Below are 18,307 nucleotides of genomic sequence, written 5' to 3'. Positions count from 1 at the left end.
GGGGCAATATCCGCGAATCAATGCAGCAGCATGGAGCACAGCCGATCTTCCAGCTCCATGCGTTCAGCCAGCCGTTCGCCAAGCATGGATAAATCCTGAGCCAGATTTTCGGTATTAAATTTACGCCTGCCGTCATCGTAAGTGTCGCTGAAAGTGACCGCCGACGCGGTAGTGCTGGAGAATGCCGGATATATCTTTTCAGCGTGAGACAGCGCTGAAGTTTGGTGCTGCTTTTCGGCTATTAGATGTTCGTAGATGCTGAAGTGACCAAACGATATGTAATCTATCAGCAATTGCGAAAACTCAGACAGCATCGGCCTAATCGCGTTCTCGCTGGAGAATGGTTTCATTTCGGCAAGTTGGCAATACAAAGCCCATACGGCGGAGCGTTCTTCCTGCAATGCTGTCACCAGATGCAAGTTATTTGAACTGGTGTTGTTAGCTACGGAATTCATTTCAGTCACGGCACGTCTCCCCTTGAAAATTGACGAACCTTAAATTTATGTGAATTATCATGAATATTCAACAATTGATTAAAATATAAGGGAATTTTTCTTAAAAACTGTGATTGACTTTGCACCATCAACTTTTATCTTTGTCGCATTGCCCTGTGAGGCCAAGCCGTTAATCCAGGCTTGGCGGTTAAAAAAACTGCCGCAAAAGCAGCCCTTCGCAATATACCGTAACGCTGACATTGCCTTGGTGATTAGCGGTGTGGGCAAAATTGCGATGGCTGGCGCGGTGGCTTATACGCTGGCGCAGTTTCCCGAAGTTGCCCAACCTATTCTGCTCAATTTCGGCATAGCCGGGCATCGCCACCAAGCGCTAGGCAGTTGTTTTTTGGCCGATAAAATCACCGACGCCGAAACCCAACGGCGTTTTTATCCGCAATTGGCTTTCGATGCACCTTGTCCGACGCTACCGCTAATCAGCTTGTCCAGAGCCGATGCCGAGTATAGCGACGACAATCTGCGCGATATGGAGGCTGCGGCGTTTTACGAAATAGCCGTTAAATTCAGCTCCAGCGAATTGATTCACTGTTTAAAAGTGGTATCGGATAATGCCGAATCGGCACTGGAGAATATCAATGAAGAATCGGTGGCTGCGTGGATGCAGGCGCGTTTAGCTAGTGTGGAAGCTATGATCTCTGCGCTGACTAAGCTCAGGGGAGCGTTGCCGGCAACGGGAACCGAGTTATACAAACAGGTGCTTCGTCAGTTTCATTTCACCGCGACTAATGCGGCCAAATTAAATACGTTGCTGAATCGCTGGCAAGTATTAAGTGCTGGTGCGGTGTTTGATTCAGGTGAGGCGAACGCTGCAAGCGCTGCCGAGCTGTTGGTTTGGCTGGAAAGCCAGATAGAGAAAAAACTGTTTTATTTGTAGATTTGCCTGATCAGGCGACGAGAGCTTGGCGGAGGTCAAAAAACAGGGTGTCCTGAAGCAAGACACCCTGCGCGTAATGAGTTACAGCAATTTTTTCAAAGCTTCTGTGCCTGCTTTCGCTTTAGCCAAATGTTCTTTGGATTCTTGCAAATTAGCAGCTTTAGCAGAAGAGATGGCTGCTTTCAGGTGTTGTCTAACTTTAGAGTTATCTCTGGCAACTTTATCGTTGGCATTGATTTCTTCGGAAATATCAGCCGCTTTTTTGATCAGACCTGCAACTTCAGCGTCTTCAGCGCCATTGTTAATCGCAGTCTCGGCAGTAGCAATACGCTCCAGAACCATATTGATTGCATCGATAGGTTTGTAGCTAGTTCTGCCTGCTTCGGCAACCGCAGCGGTAGAGAAAGAACCCATGGCAGCAGCTAAAGAGAACGCGATAACAGCACTTTTTAAAATTTTCATGTATTGAACCTCACAGTTATTTTTATAAGAACATATAGCTGCTAACCCAACCGCTTTAACCACTACATGTTGGGCCGGGATGATAGCACAGTTCATTCTGTTTGCTAGTCTGTTTATAGCGGTTTTTATGGTTTTTTCGGCGGTGGAAAAATGCCGCTGCGGCCTTATTCGACGCTGACTAGCAGCTTATCCAGCCATGCGCTGGGCAGCAGCCGTTTCAACCAAGCAAACAAATGTGTGGGCACTGTCACCCGGTAGCGAATTTTCGGCCGATTCGACTCCAAGGCATGCGCCACTTTTTCCGCGACTGCGGTGGCCGGTAACGTAAACGGTGCGGCCGGGCCGGGCTTTTGCAGCCGGGCTTCCATGGCTTTGTAGGTGTCTTTATGAAAACTATGCTCGGCATCGATATGTTTTTGATACAAAGCAAAGGCATTTTCCCGGAAACGGCTTGCTATCGGTCCCGGTTCGATCAACACGATATGAATGCCGGTGCCGCGCAATTCCAAGCGCAAGGTATCCGCCAAGCCTTCCAACGCGAATTTGCTGGCGTTATACGCGCCGCGAAACTTCATCGCCACGAACCCTAGTACCGAGCTGTTATAGATCACCCGGCCATGGCCCTGTTTGCGCATCAGCGGTAATAGCAGGTTGGTTAATTCGTGGGTGCCGAACAGATTGGTTTCGAATTGATGCCGCAGCACATCCCGATTCAAATCTTCCACGGCACCCGGCTGACCAAAGGCGCCGTTGTTGAACAGCGCATCGATCTTGCCGTCGGTCAGTGCGATTAGCTCACTCACCGCTTGGCAAATGCTATAAGAATCCGCCAAATCAAGTTGCAGACATTCGAAGCCTTCACCACGCAAACGCTCTACATCCTCGGGCTTACGCGCGGAGCAAATCACCCGGTGGCCGCGCTGTTTCAAAAACAGAGCGGTGTGATAACCGATGCCGGAAGAGCAGCCGGTGATAAACAGCGTTTTGCCGACAATCATGGTTGAACGAGATCAGCCTCGTTGAACAAAAAGGTTTTGCCGCTGCTGCAATTAATCAGAAAATTTAGCTGATCCGGTTTGCTTTTCCCGGTTAGTTCATCGGCTTCGATGCGTTGACACTCGCCGCTGGCTAAGGCTTTTTGTGCGGCCAGCCTTCGGAATTTTTCGACATCCGGCAGGCGCGTTTCGAAGGGTTTGACTTGCGCGGGTAGTTTTTCCGGGTCGTAGGGTGGGATGGCGAATGCGGAAAATTGCATGGGGTTTTGCTTAATTAGCGTCTGCGTCATTTCACTCTGAACTCTGGCGTCTTGTTTATTTTTGGCGATAGCGTCGAGTTTGGTCTGGTGCTCGGCTTGTTCCTGCGCAGACTGCTGCTTTTTCAATTCGGCTTCCGCGGCTTGCTGCCTTTCCAGCGCATTTAAATCGACGCTGCTGCCGGTTTTAGTATTCATCTGCACCGCTTTGTGTTCCACCGTGCAGGGCGACGATTGATAATTAGTGTGACCGCTTGCGTCAGTGCATTTAAAAACCCCGGCCCAACTGTCGGCGGACAGGCACAGGGCAAAAACGAAGAACATATTTTTCATTGGATTCCTGTTGATTAAACGCTACGGCAAAACTATTACTCAGCTCGCGATCAGTGTAAATAAATTTTTTCTATTGCTCAGTGCCAGTCTTGCATCACGCAAAAAAACGGTGGTTTTGCCGGCTACTAATTTCCGGGCATGAGCTTGACGGCGAAGTGTATCAGTCTTTTCGGCAATATCCAGCCGCTTCAAACTCTGATCGTTTGCGGGAATTAAAGTCGCACGGGGTCGAGACCGCGATCAACGATTTTGGCAACGGCTATTCTTCTTTGAATAATCTTCGCCGTCTGCCATTGGAGTTTCTGAAAATCGACAAATCCCTTGTTTCGGACGCCGATATGGCCGCGGAAAGTAAAGCCATTATTCGGGCGATTTCGGCCATGGTCAAAAGCCTGGGACTAAAAACCATAGCCGGAGGCGTCGAACGGCCCGCGCAAGAATTGATTTTGCGGGAAATGGCTTGCGAATTTGGGCAGGGTTATCCGCATGCCAAGCCGATGGCCTATGGCAAATTGCTGGAATTTAGGAGTTCCAGGGCTTTGGCTGAGACACTTTGAGGCATATTTCTATCTGCCAACGGTTGAGCTTTTAGCGGAATTGTTGAGTCCAACGTGCTTAGTCCTGCGACAGGCTCAGTACCCGCAGGGCATGGAGACCAGGTATGTTATTGATTCCGTTCGTGATCCACTGCAAGAATGCGGGAGTTCGCAGGAGCAGTTGCCGAGAGCTTGTGAAGTCACTTGTGCCCTTTAGGGTATCTTTGGAATCAACTTCTTCAGAGTTTCCGTAATGGCGGCTATTTGTTTTTGCTAGCCTATTGATTTAGTCCAACCAAACAAATTGGCGTGAAAATCACGCCAATTTGGCTAATGGGAAAGAGTTCGAAAGCTGTTATGCCGAACGGCGACGGTTGAACCCAAACAACCCGGCGATAGAAGTGCCGAACAACCATATCGCAGCCGGAACAGGCACGGGGGTCGCCGAAGTGACAAAATGGCCGTCGTCGGCTAAACCGTTCCCGGCAGTAAAACCATAATACAACTGATGCCCAGCTGCCACTGCCGTACCCAGGTTGCTTAAATCCACTGACGTAGCGGTGACAGAAAACGTGCCCAAATCTGCATGGTAAATAGTGCCGGTCAGATCGCCAGTTTCATCCTGCAAACCCGATGGCGTGTAGGTAAAAGTAGCGCGCCATTGCCAGTTTGGGTCTCTGATTGAATCCCCCAAGCCTGTTTCGGTGTAGGCCAGCGGATTGACATCGCCATTTTGTAGAATCTGAATACTGGGAGATTCCGGTTCGCCGCCGAAATTAAATGTATCGACAGCGAATGCCAGGCTGTTTGATAGTCCGGCGTAGCCCAAATCCGAACCGCCGCCGCCAATACCGGGTGTATCCGATAACGTGAAAGTTAAACCGTCTCCGCGAATACCGGTGTTGGCCGGAATAAAGAAATGAAAGTCAAAGCTGAAGGCTTGGTTGAAGTCTAGCGTAATAGCGGCCGGAGCAAATCCGGCGCCAGCGCTACCGCCAGTTCCCGGTGAGGTCAATTCCAAGTTGCTGTAGGTAAAGCCATTGCCGGGAGTTGCGTTAATTGCAGTTGCCGAGCCATAAAGGCTCCATGTGCTGAAGTCTGTAAAGCCCGCTGCCAAACTCACACCTTGCGCGGAACTTGCGGTCGGTATGGCGGAAAGTGCCAATAAAGCTGAAGGTAATAAAATTTTAAATTGCATGGCGTTCTCCGAAGTTGCTGCGCTGTTGGTCTATCGTTTGGTTTCAAGGGTTTGCGTAGTCAGTGCCTAAAGGTTTTCGACTATTCGTAAAACCACCAGCAAAATTGGCGCCACTATGGTTAAGTGTTTAAAACTAATCGGGTTATTGAAGAGCGGCAGCGGAAGCCGCGTTGATTTTGGTCGCCAGTGTAAAAAAAACCAACACTTTCGCTTGGATGCTACAGCGAATTGATTGATGGTACCGCCACTTCGTTCAATGGTGTCGATGAACATCCCGGCAACAACCGCCAACGCTCGGTTGTTGCCTCCGAGCTTTTCAGCGGCGCCATTTTATCCGTTGGCGGTGCCCACGAAACGTTTATGGCTACCGACAAGCGGTTTTGCCGTGCCGCTAAGCTTCTCGGTGGCAGCCATCAATGCTGCTTAAACACCACCATGTGACAGTCGTATTCATCAAGCCGGCAAGTTATACTGCCCGCCAATTTTCGACCTAAGAGCACTATGCAACCCTACCTAGATCTTCTCGCCGACATCATGGCTAACGGCATCGACAAAAGCGATCGCACCGGTACCGGTACTCGCTCCTTGTTCGGTCGGCAGATACGCTACAACTTGGCGAACGGCTTTCCGTTACTGACCACCAAGAAGTTGCATTTCAAATCCATTGCTTACGAACTGTTGTGGTTTTTGCGCGGCGATACCAATATCCAATATTTGAATGATCACGGTGTAACGATTTGGGATGAGTGGGCCACGCCGGACGGCGAGCTGGGGCCGGTATACGGTGCACAGTGGCGTAACTGGTTGGGGCCGCATGGCGAGCGTTACGATCAGATGCAGATTTTGCTGGACGGTTTAAAAAACAAACCGGATTCGCGTCGGCACATCGTCAGCGGCTGGAATGTGGCATTTTTGCCGGATGAAACCGTAGGCCCGCGCGAGAATGCTGCTGCCGGGCGCATGGCCCTGCCGCCCTGCCATGTGTTGTATCAATTTTATGTGGCGAACGGCAAGTTGTCCTGCATGATGACCCAGCGCAGTGCCGATTGCTTTTTGGGTGTGCCCTACAATCAAGCGAGTGTGGCCTTGTTGACCCATATGCTGGCGCAACAATGCAGCTTGGACGTGGGTGAGTTGATCATGTCGTTCGGCGACGTGCATATCTATCGCAACCATTTTGAACAAGTTGAATTACAACTCAGCCGGCAACCCTTAGCGCCACCGCAACTACAATTCAAGCGTCGCCCGGAATCGCTATTTTCCTATGAATTTGCCGACTTCGAGTTGCTGGATTATCAAGCGCATCGGCATATCGCCGGTGCTGTTTCAGTTTAGGGAAGTAGGTAGAGACGCTGAATTTTGCGTCTCTACCTATTTGATCGCGAATGGATCTATTTGTTGCCGGCCTTGATATGGCCGACGGCTTCTTCCGCCGCTTTAGTAGCTACGTCGGCATGGCCCATTTTGCCGTGCTCGATCGCGCTTTCCAACGATTTTACCCCGGCATCGAGATGCGTTTTAGATTCGCCCTTGGCGACTTCGGCGCCTTTTTTGGCATGGGTTAAGGCGGCTTCGGCATGTTCCACCAAAATCGGGCTATGGCCGGCTTTACCGTGAGTGACCGCCTGATTTGCGTGCTCCAGTGCCGCGGCAGCGTGTTCTTCGGCGAATACGCCGGTGCTAGCGAACAGTAATGCACTAATAGAAATAGCTGTAAATATTTTCATAATTCCCCCGAATTGAATTGTTGTGATTTTTCGCACCCGTTCTGAGTGCTAGCTAGTGACTTGATGCGCGGGAGTTTGGTTCCAAAATAAATGTGGCAATTTAAATTACTCGTTTTCTTATCGCTTTAGCGGGCGAATAAGGACGCTACCAATGTTTACCTTGCAAGCCGGGATAATCCTGGAAAGCTTGGCTTTGAATCCATTTTTGAGCATGAATAACGAAAAACGCCTGTTGATATTCCAGCGCTTGGCAGAAGCCACGCCCAATCCGACCACCGAACTAAATTTCACTACCCCGTTCGAATTATTGGTGGCGGTGGTGTTGTCGGCGCAAGCGACCGATAAGGGCGTCAACAAGGCGACTGCCAAGCTGTTTCCGGTTGCGAATACCCCGCAGGCGATCCTGGCCTTGGGTGAAGACGGTTTAAAGGAGCACATCAAAACTATCGGCTTATTCAACAGCAAGGCGGCAAATGTCATAAAACTTTGTCAGACTCTACTGGAACAGCATGGCGGAGAAGTGCCGCGCGAGCGGGAAGCGCTGGAGGCGCTGGCCGGGGTAGGCCGCAAAACGGCGAATGTAATTTTAAACACCGCATTTGGCGAACCGACCATTGCCGTGGACACGCATATTTTTCGGGTTGCCAACCGAATCGGTCTGGCGCCGGGCAAAAATGTACTGGAAGTCGAGCGGAAGCTGGATAAAACCGTGCCCAAGCAATATAAGAAAGACGCACATCATTTATTGATTTTGCACGGTCGCTATATTTGCGTGGCCAGGAAGCCGCGTTGCGGTGCTTGCTGCATCGCCGATGTCTGCGAATTTAAGGCAAAGAATTTAGACTGAATATGCAATAATCAGAGTAGAGCCATAAAGATTACGCGTCAGTCGTAAGCCCCGGCAGTTATATGCTGGAGCAATATAATTAAAAAATCACACGAGAGGATAAACGCATGAAAAAATTTAATAAATCTCCGCTGGCCGCCGCGATGGGCGGTGCGCTTTTGTCCGGTATGGCTGTCAACGTGCAAGCCGATGCCAACCCATTCGCTGTTTCCGAGCTGTCCAGCGGCTATATGCAAGTTGCCGACAATCATTCCAACGGCAAAATTAGCCAAGGCGCCTGCGGTTCCAACGCGATTGACGGCAACGGCGTTAAAAAAGGCGACGCTAAAAAAGCCGAAGTCAAGAAAACCGAAGGCTCATGCGGTGAAGGCATGTGCGGCGGCATGATGAGCGGCGGCAAAATGAAGAAAGGCATGGAGAGCGCTTGCGGCGCGATGATGAAGGGTAAAGAAGGTGCTTGTGGCATGGGCATGATGACTGGCGGCGGCATGATGAGTATGGGCAGCATGGGCGGTATGGATCACGGTGCCGATAAGTCTAAAAAAGCCGAAGAAGGCAACTGCGGTGCCATGATGGGTGGCGACAAAAAAGCCGGCGAACATAGCTGTGGCGCCATGATGAAAGGCGAGGAAGGCAGTTGCGGAAGTAAAATGGACGCAGACAAAACCGCCGGCCATTAATTTCGACTTATCGCCAATAGACCGACACTATGGATTTTAATGATTTACAGCAGCTGGTTATCGATTACGGCTATCTAGCCTTGTTTATCGGTACGTATCTGGAAGGCGAAACCATTCTGGTCATCGCCGGCTTTTTGGCGCATGGCGGCTATTTGCAGTTGGAATGGGTGATGCTAACGGCGTTTTTGGGTACCTTTGCCGGCGACCAGACTTTTTTCTATCTGGGCCGTTGGAAGGGTATCGCTTTTCTGGAGAAACGTCCGCTTTGGCACAGCAAAACCGACAAGGTTTTCGATTTGCTGCACAAGCATCAGATACCGGTGATATTGGGGTTTCGGTTTCTCTACGGCGTGCGTAACGTCACGCCGTTTGTGATCGGTGCCAGCAAGATTCATCCCTTGAAGTTTTTCTTGCTTAACTTCCTCGGCGCCGGCATTTGGGCGATAGCAGTCGGTTATCTGGGTTACACCTTCGGCGAATTTGCCGAGTCCATCATGGGCCAGGTCAAAAAATACGAAATGTATATCCTGGGCGCACTGGTGGCCATTGGCGTTGCCTTGTTTTGGCGGTCTACGCACAAACCGGAAACTCCAGAAGCGCCGGAAGAGTAAGCCATGGATAGCGTTCGCAATCTCGTTCACGGTGCCGGCTTGGGTTTAAGGCGGTCATTTTTGGGTGAGATTGTCGAGCAACCGCCCGGTAACGTCGATTTTTACGAAGTGGCGCCGGAAAACTGGATGACCATAGGCGGCAAGTTCGGCAAGCAGTTTCGGGCCATGACCGAACGTTTTAATTTTGTCTGTCATGGCTTGTCTCTGTCGATAGGCAGCAGCGATCCGCTCGACGAACAGTTCGTGCGCGACCTTAAACTGTTCATGCGCGAACACGGTATCAAGTTCTACAGCGAGCACCTCAGCTATTGCAGTCACGGCGGGCACTTGTATGACTTGATGCCGATGCCGTTTACCGAAGACGCGGTTAAGCATGTCGCCGCGCGTATCCGCAGGGTGCAGGATATTCTGGAACAGCGCATGGCTATCGAAAATATTTCCTATTACGCCGCGCCGGGACAGGAAATGGCCGAGATCGATTTTTTCAACGCGGTAGTCACTGAAGCCGACTGCGATGTGCTGATCGACATCAACAATATCTACGTTAACAGCGTCAATCACGGCTACGATGCCGAGACCTTTCTGCGGGCCATGCCTGCCGAGCGCATCGCTTACGCACACATTGCCGGTCATTATGTCGAAGCAGAGGATTTTCTGGTCGATACCCACGGCGCACCGGTGATCGATCCGGTCTGGACTTTGTTGGGCAAGGCTTACGAGCTTTTCGGCGTGTTTCCTACCCTGCTGGAGCGGGATTTCAATATTCCTTCCTTACTTGAATTAAGCAAAGAAGTCGATACTATCCAAACCATTCAGCAGCATTATGCGGCTGACCGGCAAAAACAGGTGGCCTGATGGCTGCCGATTTTCAGGCTACCCAAGGCCAATTTGCCGCTTATATTCGCGATCCGGAAAACAATCCACCGCCGGCAGATGTCGAGCCACGGCGCATGGCGATGTATCGGGAGTTGTTTTTCAATAATATCGACAGTTTTATTGCCAGTAATTTTCCAGTATTACGAGCTATCCTCGATGACACGCAATGGCTGGAAATCACCCAGGATTTTTTTACCCGGCATCGCTGCGAAACGCCCTATTTCTCGGAAATTGCCGAAGAGTTTTTGGCCTATCTGCAAAACGAACGGAACAATCCGGACGATTATCCGTTTCTGCTGGAATTGGCGCATTACGAATGGGTGGAAATGGCCTTGTCGATTGCCAAGGACACGCCGGAGCTGGGTGATGGCGATTTTCTGGAGAACTTATTGCCGCGCTGCATGGCGTTATCGCCCTTGGCCTGGCCCCTGCTCTACCGCTATCCGGTGCAGGCAATAGGCCCAGGCTTTTTACCGTTAGAGCCGCCGGAGCAAGCCACTTGTTTGATCGTCTACCGCGACAATCTCGATCATGTGCATTTCCTGAAAACCACCGGTTTGACGATACGCCTGCTGCAAATTTTGCAGGATAGAGGACCGATGACAGGCGAGAGCTGTTTACAAACGGTCGCCACGGAATTCCCGCACCTCGATAGCCAAGCCTTAATGGCCAACGGCCCGCCAATGCTGCGGGAGTTAGCCGAGAAAGGTATTCTTATTCCAGCAGTTGACGCCTAAAGCTGTGTACCCAGACCAGTCCGTCCTCGTTCCACTCCATGCCGCTGTGCATTTTCAGTATTAAGTCCTTATACATTGCCAAATTCGGATAACCTTCCGCCCTGGCATCCGCATCGCTCATATCCCCTATTCTCTGCCGCTCCACGCTAGTTATTTCAAATACTACGTCTTCCAATACAAAGGTTTCGCCGGGGTAAGCATATAAACCGTCGCGGCGTTGCTGGGTTTTTTCGCCGGCCAACGTTGCCGCCACCAATTTCGGGTGACGAACCAATCGATCGATGCTGCAAGATTTTTCGGGGTATTGAGTCATGAAAGCGAATGTCCTTGTAATACTGGATAAAACAGCTCGGCACTTTAAAAGCCTTGAACACGCATTGCAAGCGACATCCGTTAGCAAGTTCGCAAATTAAATATAAGTTGTGGGATTAGAACTACAGTTTAACGGAGGCTTTGTAGATAAACCTACTTTTCCTGCCTATACTTTTTTTCCAAGTTGAATTCAAGGCCACTGAACCGAAATGATCGGCGATAAGTGTGCTGCGAAATCAAGAAAAAACCAGGGAGATTAAGCCAACATGTCTATATTTCAATTCGCAATAATGATTTGCGTTGCATTGATTTCGGCAGGAATCGCCGCTTGGATTACCAAAGGACGCTGTATTACCGCCGCCCAAAACACCTTGGCCGACAAAGCGCCCGCCTTATCGATAGCCGAAGTAGAAAAATATATTTCCGGTCTGGATCGGTTTGCCGAGCAAGTCACGCCGGTATGGGCAGCGCAAATCGATTCGACCCGGCAACAAATCGAGCAGGCGATTACTTTGTTGACCCAACGCTTTGCCGGGATCACCAGTAATCTGGATACGGCTTTGAGATCTTCTCATTCCACTCTCGGTGGCAATGGCGAAGAAGTATTCGTAAACAGCAACGCCCATTTGCAAAAAGTAGTTAGCTCCATGGATGCGGCCTTGCAAGAGAATTTGGCGGTCTTGCAAAAAATCCGCTCCTTGGCTGGATTTATAGATGAATTAAAACAGATGGCCAAGGAGGTGGCGCGGATTGCCGAACAAACCAATCTGATTGCCTTGAATGCCGCTATCGAAGCGGCTCGAGCGGGCGAAGCCGGCCGCGGTTTTGCCGTGGTAGCGGATGAAGTTAGAAAGCTATCCAACTTGTCCGGCGAAACCGGTAAGCAGATCGGCTCCAAAGTAGAGCAAGTTAGCTCCGCCATTCAAACCGCGTTGGTAGCGGTGGAAAAAAGTGCGCAAAACGAGGCCGAAGCCGTATCGACCTGTAACGGCAATATTCAAACAGTAATGGATAACCTGCATGATGTGTTTGCCAAATTGCAGAGCTATTCCAGCAACCTAAGCCATTCGGCGCTTGCCATAAAAGGTGAGATAGACGAATCCTTGGTGCATTTTCAATTCCAAGATCGGATCGGCCAAATTCTGCAACACGTCAAAGACAGCATTGCCGATTTCCCCAAGCAACTCAACCGCAGCCATGCCGGTGGCGTATTTGCATTGCAGCCGATAGATGCGGATCACATTTTAAGCGGCTTGACCAGTACCTACACCATGGAATCCGAACACCAAGCCCATGGTCATGGCGGTCGAGCAGTTGAACCTCAAACGCAAGAAATTACTTTTTTCTAGGATTTAAGCATATGGCAAAAACGATATTGGTAGTAGACGATGCGGCTTCAGTCCGTCAGGTAGTAGGTATTGCGCTGAAGGGCGCCGGTTATGAGGTGATAGAAGCGTGTGACGGCAAGGATGGGCTAAGTAAGCTCAACGGCCAGAAGATTCATCTAATCATATCCGACGTCAATATGCCGAACATGGATGGCATTACCTTCGTGAAGGAACTTAAGCAGCTGCCGGCCTATAAATTTACCCCGGTAATTATGCTGACCACCGAATCCCAGGAAGGCAAAAAACAGGAAGGCCAAGCTGCGGGCGCCAAAGCCTGGGTCGTCAAACCGTTTCAGCCCGCGCAAATGTTAGCGGCGGTTTCCAAGTTAATTTTGCCTTGATAGGCGTATGAAGGGCGGAGTTTTCCGCTGTTTCATGCTGTTACTTCAGCCATTTCCATCGAGATCGCCCATGCCAAGCCTAACTATTAAAGACGAGTTAACCATCTATACCGCGGCGGATCAGAAATCCAACCTGCTGATGTTTCTAACGGCGGGTGACGATTTGGAAATCAATCTTGCCAACGTCACCGAAATCGATACTGCCGGCCTACAGTTGTTGATTCTAATCAAACGGGAAGCCGCGCATTTAGGCAAAAGCCTGCGCTTCGTGATGCACAGCAAAGCCGTGTTGGATGTATTGGAACTAGCGAATCTGACGGGTGCTTTTGGCGATCAGGTTGTACTGACCCAAAATTAAGGAGTATGCGAAATGAGTTTTGATGACCAAATGCGGGATGCTCTGAAGACTTTTGTGATTGAAAGTCTGGAGTTGTTGCAAGACATGGAAGACGGCTTACTCGGTCTGGAAGACGATCAGGAGCCATCCGAACGAATTAACGCCATCTTCCGAGCCGCACATACCATCAAGGGTTCGGCGGGATTGTTCGGGCTGGATCACATCGTTGCCTTCACCCATGTGGTGGAAAGCGTACTCGATACCTTGCGCGACGGAAAGTTGAGCGTTTCACCGGAACTGGTCGCCATCCTACTACCTTGCTGCGACCATATGATTGAGCTGATTCAAGCTGTGGCCGACGGTAATGTCAGCGCCAACCCATCAATGACGAATGCTGAACGACAGTTGCTCGATGGATTAGAGTCTTTTTTGAAGCCGGAGCCGAAGCAGGCTATGACTACCGCGCAGACTGCTGGCGAGCAGTTCGAAGTCAGCGGTGGCGGTGTAATCGACAGCGGCAATTGGCATTTGTTTATTCAATTCGGCGAAAACTGTCTACGCGACGGTATGGATCCGTTGTCTTTCATCCGTTATCTGGCAACGCTGGGTGAAATTATGTCGCTGACTACTTTCAGCCACGCGATGCCGGATGCCGAAAGCATGGATCCCGAAAGCAGCTACCTGGGGTTTGAAATTGTCCTAAAAAGCGACGCAGACAAAGCCGCTATCGAAAGCGTGTTCGATTTTGTGCGCGAAGGCAGTTACATCCACATTTTGCCGCTGGAAGACAAAATCCCCTACTACGTCGAACTGATCAATTCGTTGGGCGAAGACAATGCCCAACTCGGCGAGCTATTGCTGAAAAGCGGGGTAATTACCCAACGCGAACTACAAGAAGGGCTCAATGCGCAACAGGCGCAGGTACCGCAACCGAACACACGCCTAGGCGAAATCTTGGTCGATCAACAAGTGGTGCAACAGCCGCTGGTTAATGCGGCGCTGGAAAAGCAACAGCAGATTAAAGACAACAAAGCCCGAGAAAACCAAACCATACGCGTCGACGCCGAGCGCTTGGACAAACTAATCGATGTGATAGGCGAACTGGTTATTTCGGGTGCGGGCGTTAATCTGCGTGCGTTACAGACCAGCGATTCCGGACTATTGGAAGCCACCAGCGAAATGATGCGCTTGGTCGAAGAAGTACGCGACGGTGCATTGCAACTACGCATGGTGGCGATAGGCGCCACATTCAGCCGCTTCCAGAGAGTGGTGCGCGATGTCGGCAAAGAGCTGGGAAAAGATATTAGCTTGGTCATTACCGGCGGCGATACCGAAGTTGACAAATCAGTTGTCGAAAAAATCGGCGATCCGCTGATGCACTTGGTCCGCAACGCCATGGACCATGGTATCGAGTCTGCCGAAGTCCGCGCCGCGCGTGGCAAATCCAGTCGCGGCGAACTCAGATTAAACGCGTACCACGAGTCGGGCAGTATCGCCATAGAAGTCAGCGATGACGGTGGCGGCCTTGATCGTGATCGTATTTTGGCAAAAGCCATCGAAAAAGGTTTGGTTCAACCCGATGCGAAGCTAAGCGATCAAGACATTTATAGCTTGATTTTTGAACCCGGTTTTTCCACCGCCAGCCAAATTTCCAATCTGTCCGGGCGCGGCGTGGGCATGGATGTGGTCAAGCGGAACGTTACCGATTTACGCGGCGATATCGAAGTCGAAAGCCGGCCTGGTCAAGGTTCCACCATCCGAATTCGTTTGCCACTGACATTGGCCATCATTGATGGCTTTTTGGTTGGTGTAGGTAAATCGTCATACGTGATTCCCCTTGACCGGGTTGTCGAGTGTCTGGAGTTGTCCGGCGATTTGAATAATAGGGATTACATGGATTTGCGCGGCGAAGTGTTGCCTTTTATCCGCTTGCGCGATCTGTTCAACATTAGAGGAGATCAACCGCGTAGACCGAATGTCGTCGTGGTGCATGCAGCGGGTGTCAAGACGGGACTGGTCGTTGATCGCTTAATCGGCGAGTTTCAGACTGTTATCAAGCCCCTTGGCAAGTTATTCGGCCATGTGGAGGGGCTGGGTGGATCCACTATTTTAGGCAGTGGCGAAGTCGCTTTAATTTTGGATGTACCAGTACTGGTGAGTGCCTTTGAACATAAGCTTCAGGGCAATATGCACTTGGCTCAGGCTTGAGCCAAATTGGTAAAACGCCAATTGCAAACTAAGGACAATAGCCATGAGAAATAATCAACCTGTTACCGACGTCGAACTGACTTTTTCCGAAGAAGACATTCTTACTTCCACCACAGATTTGCGTGGATATATCACCAGTGTTAGCCCGGCCTTCGTAAAGCTAAGCGGTTTTAGCGAACAGGAGTTAATTGGCCAACCACATAATCTGGTTCGCCACCCGGATATGCCCGAAGAAGCTTATGAATGGATGTGGAGGACCATCGAGTCCGGTTGTACCTGGCGCGGTTTGGTAAAAAACCGCTCCAAAAATGGCGATTTTTATTGGGTGGAAGCCAACGTCTCGCCAATTTATAGCGAAGGACAAGCTATCGGCTATCGTTCTATCCGATTCAAACCCAACGGGAACGAGGTTAAAAAGGCAGCCGCTTTATACGCCGATATCAAAGCAGGTCGTATTAAAGCGCCTTTCAAAGAAGGAAAATTTTCTAGCCTACTAAACAAGATAAAACTTTGGCAAAAATTTGTTGCCCTGGTCGTTCTGGCTATCGCTATGTTCGCGGTGCCAACCTACTTTTTGGTAGTAGACAGAATTGTAGATAAAGACTTTGCATTAAAGGAAAAACAGGGCGTCGATTACACCGCCGAGACTATTAAATTAATGCAGCTGGTGGTGGAGCACCGTGGCTTGAATGCGATGGTTATCGCCGGCAACTCACAGGAAGCTAGTCGCCGGGAGGCTAAACGCAACGAAGTCAATCAGCAGATTGTCAATATCTCCGCATTGGACGGCCGTTTGTCGGCATTAAAGTTGACTTTGCCCTGGCAAACCTTACGGGAAAAGTGGCAGGAGTTGGCGGCTTCGGCTAACACATTCGATGCTCAGACTAACCTTGCCAAGCATGGCGAATTTATCAAGCAATTGCATGCATTCAACCGCAAGGTGACAGACGCTTCAGGATTAGCGTTGGACCCTGAAATCGATACGTATTATGCACAAGTGTTGGCGATTAGCTTATTTCCCGACCTATCGGAACAATTGGGTATGCTAAGAGGGGTAGGCTCGCCGATTTTGCTCAGAAAAACGGTTACGCCGGCTGAAGCAGCTTATCTGCGGGAGGTTATTGCAAATACCGAAGAAACCCTGACTATTATCGACGAGAGTGCTGCCAAAATCAGCAATATGGATGCCGGATTCCGCTCGGCATTACTCAAAGCTAGCGCCGATGCCAAACAAGCTCTGACATTGGTCGAAACCGAAATTTTGCAAGCCGCGAAGCTCGAGTTTTCGGTAAATGAATATTTCAGTACCTTTACTCGAGCCATCCAACAAAACTTCGCGCTGTCATCCGGATTCAGCAAGCTGTTGTACACAGGTTTGGATGCACGTGTGACGCGATTAGATGAGATTCTAAACACCACATTGATGGTGTTGTCGATGCTGCTATTCGGTTTCCTGGCAATGAGTTGGTACATCGTCATGGGCGTACTCCGTCCCGTGAATGCGATGACTCATGCCATGACCCTGTTCGGCCGGGGCCAAATGCCGCAAAACGATAGTCATAACTATGGCTTGGAATTCAATCAACTGAATGAAGGTGTCAAGGCGGCCGTGTTCTCCGTGCAATCTTTGATTGCCGATGCCGTTATGCTGTCGCACGCTGCTGTAGAAGGCCAGCTGTCTACCCGTGCGGATGCTACTAAACACCAAGGTGATTATCGGAAAATCGTCGTAGGTGTCAACGATACGCTGGAGGCCGTCATCGGTCCTTTGAACGTGGCCGCCGAGTATGTGGACAACATCGCTAAAGGTGCCATTCCCGCGAAAATCACCGACCACTACAACGGCGATTTCAATGTCATAAAAAACAACCTAAACACCTGTATTGATGCGGTTAACGCCCTGGCGGCCGACGCCAACAGCTTATCAACCGCGGCCGTTGAAGGGCGCCTTGCCACCCGTGCCGACGCCAGCAAACACCAAGGCGACTTCCGTAAAATTGTCGAAGGCGTCAACAGCACCCTGGATGCGGTCATCGGACCTTTGAATGTCGCGGCCGAGTACGTGGATAACATCTCCAAAGGTGCGATCCCGGCGAAAATCACCGACCACTACAACGGCGATTTCAACACTATCAAAAACAACCTGAACAACTGCATCGACGCGATTTCCAACATGGTCGCCGAAGCCATGAATCTGGAAAAAGCCGCGATTGAAGGTCGTTTAGCCACCCGCGCCGACGCCAGCCAATACCAAGGCGATTACCGGAAAATCGTCCAAGGCGTCAACAACACGCTGGATGCCGTGATCGGGCCGCTTAATGTGGCGGCCGCTTACGTGGACAACATCGCTAAAGGTGCCATCCCCGCGAAAATCACCGATAACTACAACGGCGATTTCAACACCATCAAAAACAACCTGAACAATTGCATCGACGCCATTAGCAGCATGGTGGCCGAAGCCGCTGCGTTGGAAAAAGCGGCCATCGAAGGCCGCTTAGCCACCCGCGCCGACGCCAGCCAATACCAAGGCGATTACCGCAAGATTGTCGAAGGCGTCAACAACACCCTGGACGCGGTGATTGGCCCGCTCAACGTTGCCGCCGAGTATGTGAATAACATTTCTAAAGGTGCGATCCCCGCGAAAATCACCGACACCTACAACGGCGATTTCAACGTCATCAAAAACAATCTGAATACCTGTATCGATGCCGTTAATGCCCTCGTCGCTGACGCCAACATGCTGGCGACCGCTGCGGTCGAAGGCCGTCTGGCCACCCGTGCCGATGCGACCCAGCACCAAGGTGATTTCCGTAAAATCGTCGAAGGCGTCAACAGCACCCTGGACGCGGTGATCGGGCCCTTGAACGTCGCCGCCGAGTACGTGGACAACATCTCTCGCGGGGCGATTCCGGCAAAAATCACCGACCACTACAACGGCGATTTCAACACCATCAAAAACAACCTGAATAACTGTATCGACGCGATCAGCAGCATGGTGGCGGAAGCCGCTGCGCTGGAAAAAGCGGCCATCGAAGGCCGCTTAGCCACCCGCGCCGATGCCAGCCAATACCAAGGC

General features: G+C 50.6%; 21 protein-coding genes. 14 read left to right on the top strand and 7 right to left on the bottom strand.

Features of this window, described 5'->3' with window-relative positions:
- Positions 1-17 precede the first annotated feature (17 nt).
- On the bottom strand, positions 18-455 hold the full coding sequence (locus G006_RS0116845) for an Rsd/AlgQ family anti-sigma factor (RefSeq protein WP_020484393.1): 438 nt from the start codon (positions 453-455) through the stop codon (positions 18-20).
- Positions 456-564: 109 nt separating this feature from the next.
- Here G006_RS0116845 and G006_RS0116840 point away from each other — a divergent pair, with 109 nt between their 5' ends.
- Positions 565-1,386, top strand: a complete 822-nt coding sequence (locus tag G006_RS0116840) for a 5'-methylthioadenosine/S-adenosylhomocysteine nucleosidase family protein (RefSeq protein ID WP_020484392.1) — start codon at positions 565-567, stop codon at positions 1,384-1,386.
- A gap of 81 nt (positions 1,387-1,467) precedes the next feature.
- Here G006_RS0116840 and G006_RS0116835 read toward each other — a convergent pair whose 3' ends face one another.
- The 3 genes from G006_RS0116835 to G006_RS0116825 form a co-directional block, all read right to left on the bottom strand.
- The gene (locus G006_RS0116835; protein ID WP_231499616.1) at positions 1,468-1,944 is read right to left on the bottom strand and encodes a hypothetical protein; all 477 of its coding nucleotides are present in this window, start codon (positions 1,942-1,944) and stop codon (positions 1,468-1,470) included.
- Between the two features lie 68 nt (positions 1,945-2,012).
- Positions 2,013-2,846 carry an SDR family oxidoreductase gene (locus G006_RS0116830; protein ID WP_020484390.1) on the bottom strand — a complete coding sequence of 278 codons (834 nt, stop codon included), beginning with the start codon at positions 2,844-2,846 and terminating at the stop codon, positions 2,013-2,015.
- Positions 2,843-3,433, bottom strand: a complete 591-nt coding sequence (locus tag G006_RS0116825; protein ID WP_020484389.1) for a DUF4124 domain-containing protein — start codon at positions 3,431-3,433, stop codon at positions 2,843-2,845. Before G006_RS0116825 ends, G006_RS0116830 begins: the two co-directional genes overlap by 4 nt.
- 89 nt (positions 3,434-3,522) lie before the next feature.
- On the opposite strand from G006_RS0116825, the gene G006_RS0116820 reads away from it, so the two are divergent.
- A complete protein-coding gene (locus G006_RS0116820) occupies positions 3,523-3,990 on the top strand; it encodes an EAL domain-containing protein (RefSeq protein WP_327036691.1) in 468 nt (155 codons plus the stop codon).
- A gap of 334 nt (positions 3,991-4,324) precedes the next feature.
- On the opposite strand, the gene G006_RS0116815 is transcribed toward G006_RS0116820, so the two are convergent.
- The gene (locus G006_RS0116815) at positions 4,325-5,167 is read right to left on the bottom strand and encodes a PEP-CTERM sorting domain-containing protein (protein ID WP_020484387.1); all 843 of its coding nucleotides are present in this window, start codon (positions 5,165-5,167) and stop codon (positions 4,325-4,327) included.
- A 228-nt stretch (positions 5,168-5,395) separates the two neighbouring features.
- Here G006_RS0116815 and G006_RS0116810 point away from each other — a divergent pair, with 228 nt between their 5' ends.
- Entirely contained in the window at positions 5,396-5,608 is a 213-nt protein-coding gene (locus G006_RS0116810) for a hypothetical protein (RefSeq protein WP_020484386.1), read from the top strand.
- Between the two features lie 60 nt (positions 5,609-5,668).
- A complete protein-coding gene (locus G006_RS0116805) occupies positions 5,669-6,502 on the top strand; it encodes a thymidylate synthase (protein WP_020484385.1) in 834 nt (277 codons plus the stop codon).
- A 56-nt stretch (positions 6,503-6,558) separates the two neighbouring features.
- On the opposite strand, the gene smbP is transcribed toward G006_RS0116805, so the two are convergent.
- The gene (smbP, locus tag G006_RS0116800) at positions 6,559-6,894 is read right to left on the bottom strand and encodes a small metal-binding protein SmbP (RefSeq protein WP_020484384.1); all 336 of its coding nucleotides are present in this window, start codon (positions 6,892-6,894) and stop codon (positions 6,559-6,561) included.
- Between the two features lie 211 nt (positions 6,895-7,105).
- Between smbP and nth the strand changes: the two genes are divergently transcribed.
- The 5 genes from nth (at position 7,106) to G006_RS0116775 (ending at position 10,645) form a co-directional block, all read left to right on the top strand.
- Entirely contained in the window at positions 7,106-7,741 is a 636-nt protein-coding gene (gene nth / locus G006_RS0116795) for an endonuclease III (RefSeq protein WP_026147118.1), read from the top strand.
- A gap of 107 nt (positions 7,742-7,848) precedes the next feature.
- Complete coding sequence (locus G006_RS0116790; protein WP_020484382.1) at positions 7,849-8,421, top strand: hypothetical protein; 573 nt, start codon at positions 7,849-7,851, stop codon at positions 8,419-8,421.
- 29 nt (positions 8,422-8,450) lie between these two features.
- On the top strand, positions 8,451-9,032 hold the full coding sequence (locus G006_RS0116785) for a DedA family protein (protein WP_020484381.1): 582 nt from the start codon (positions 8,451-8,453) through the stop codon (positions 9,030-9,032).
- A 3-nt stretch (positions 9,033-9,035) separates the two neighbouring features.
- Positions 9,036-9,887, top strand: a complete 852-nt coding sequence (locus G006_RS0116780) for an HvfB family MNIO-type RiPP peptide maturase (protein ID WP_020484380.1) — start codon at positions 9,036-9,038, stop codon at positions 9,885-9,887.
- Positions 9,887-10,645, top strand: a complete 759-nt coding sequence (locus G006_RS0116775; RefSeq protein WP_020484379.1) for an HvfC family RiPP maturation protein — start codon at positions 9,887-9,889, stop codon at positions 10,643-10,645. Before G006_RS0116780 ends, G006_RS0116775 begins: the two co-directional genes overlap by 1 nt.
- On the opposite strand, the gene G006_RS0116770 is transcribed toward G006_RS0116775, so the two are convergent.
- A complete protein-coding gene (locus tag G006_RS0116770) occupies positions 10,623-10,958 on the bottom strand; it encodes an ASCH domain-containing protein (RefSeq protein WP_020484378.1) in 336 nt (111 codons plus the stop codon). The genes G006_RS0116775 and G006_RS0116770 overlap by 23 nt on opposite strands.
- A 265-nt stretch (positions 10,959-11,223) precedes the next feature.
- Here G006_RS0116770 and G006_RS29430 point away from each other — a divergent pair, with 265 nt between their 5' ends.
- The 5 genes from G006_RS29430 to G006_RS27960 all read left to right on the top strand — a co-directional run.
- Positions 11,224-12,306: a methyl-accepting chemotaxis protein gene (locus G006_RS29430; protein WP_026147117.1), complete on the top strand. Its 1,083-nt coding sequence runs from the start codon at positions 11,224-11,226 to the stop codon at positions 12,304-12,306.
- Positions 12,307-12,317: 11 nt separating this feature from the next.
- Positions 12,318-12,686, top strand: coding sequence for a response regulator (locus G006_RS0116760; RefSeq protein ID WP_020484376.1), 369 nt, complete (start codon positions 12,318-12,320; stop codon positions 12,684-12,686).
- 70 nt (positions 12,687-12,756) lie between these two features.
- Positions 12,757-13,044 (top strand): STAS domain-containing protein, encoded by a 288-nt coding sequence (locus tag G006_RS0116755; protein WP_020484375.1) that lies wholly within the window; start codon positions 12,757-12,759, stop codon positions 13,042-13,044.
- A gap of 12 nt (positions 13,045-13,056) precedes the next feature.
- Entirely contained in the window at positions 13,057-15,231 is a 2,175-nt protein-coding gene (locus tag G006_RS0116750) for a chemotaxis protein CheA (RefSeq protein ID WP_020484374.1), read from the top strand.
- 43 nt (positions 15,232-15,274) lie between these two features.
- The coding region (locus tag G006_RS27960; RefSeq protein WP_152428961.1) for a PAS domain S-box protein at positions 15,275-18,307 on the top strand (3,033 nt) is incomplete at its 3' end.

It is taken from the genome of Methylomonas sp. MK1 (genome assembly GCF_000365425.1).
Lineage (GTDB): Bacteria > Pseudomonadota > Gammaproteobacteria > Methylococcales > Methylomonadaceae > Methylomonas.
This window is presented reverse-complemented; position numbering and strand designations above follow the sequence as displayed.

Excerpts from the sequence above, each read along its gene's own strand:
- G006_RS0116825 (WP_020484389.1), bottom strand. The coding sequence starts at position 3,433 with ATGAAAAATATGTTCTTCGTTTTTGCCCTGTGCCTGTCCGCCGACAGT.
- G006_RS0116770 (WP_020484378.1), bottom strand. The coding sequence starts at position 10,958 with ATGACTCAATACCCCGAAAAATCTTGCAGCATCGATCGATTGGTTCGT.
- G006_RS0116835 (WP_231499616.1), bottom strand. The coding sequence starts at position 1,944 with ATGAACTGTGCTATCATCCCGGCCCAACATGTAGTGGTTAAAGCGGTT.
- G006_RS0116760 (WP_020484376.1), top strand. The coding sequence starts at position 12,318 with ATGGCAAAAACGATATTGGTAGTAGACGATGCGGCTTCAGTCCGTCAG.
- smbP (WP_020484384.1), bottom strand. The coding sequence starts at position 6,894 with ATGAAAATATTTACAGCTATTTCTATTAGTGCATTACTGTTCGCTAGC.
- G006_RS0116790 (WP_020484382.1), top strand. The coding sequence starts at position 7,849 with ATGAAAAAATTTAATAAATCTCCGCTGGCCGCCGCGATGGGCGGTGCG.
- G006_RS0116815 (WP_020484387.1), bottom strand. The coding sequence starts at position 5,167 with ATGCAATTTAAAATTTTATTACCTTCAGCTTTATTGGCACTTTCCGCC.
- nth (WP_026147118.1), top strand. The coding sequence starts at position 7,106 with ATGAATAACGAAAAACGCCTGTTGATATTCCAGCGCTTGGCAGAAGCC.
- G006_RS0116755 (WP_020484375.1), top strand. The coding sequence starts at position 12,757 with ATGCCAAGCCTAACTATTAAAGACGAGTTAACCATCTATACCGCGGCG.
- G006_RS0116830 (WP_020484390.1), bottom strand. The coding sequence starts at position 2,846 with ATGATTGTCGGCAAAACGCTGTTTATCACCGGCTGCTCTTCCGGCATC.
- G006_RS0116845 (WP_020484393.1), bottom strand. The coding sequence starts at position 455 with ATGAATTCCGTAGCTAACAACACCAGTTCAAATAACTTGCATCTGGTG.
- G006_RS0116775 (WP_020484379.1), top strand. The coding sequence starts at position 9,887 with ATGGCTGCCGATTTTCAGGCTACCCAAGGCCAATTTGCCGCTTATATT.
- G006_RS0116805 (WP_020484385.1), top strand. The coding sequence starts at position 5,669 with ATGCAACCCTACCTAGATCTTCTCGCCGACATCATGGCTAACGGCATC.
- G006_RS0116780 (WP_020484380.1), top strand. The coding sequence starts at position 9,036 with ATGGATAGCGTTCGCAATCTCGTTCACGGTGCCGGCTTGGGTTTAAGG.
- G006_RS0116785 (WP_020484381.1), top strand. The coding sequence starts at position 8,451 with ATGGATTTTAATGATTTACAGCAGCTGGTTATCGATTACGGCTATCTA.
- G006_RS0116750 (WP_020484374.1), top strand. The coding sequence starts at position 13,057 with ATGAGTTTTGATGACCAAATGCGGGATGCTCTGAAGACTTTTGTGATT.
- G006_RS29430 (WP_026147117.1), top strand. The coding sequence starts at position 11,224 with ATGTCTATATTTCAATTCGCAATAATGATTTGCGTTGCATTGATTTCG.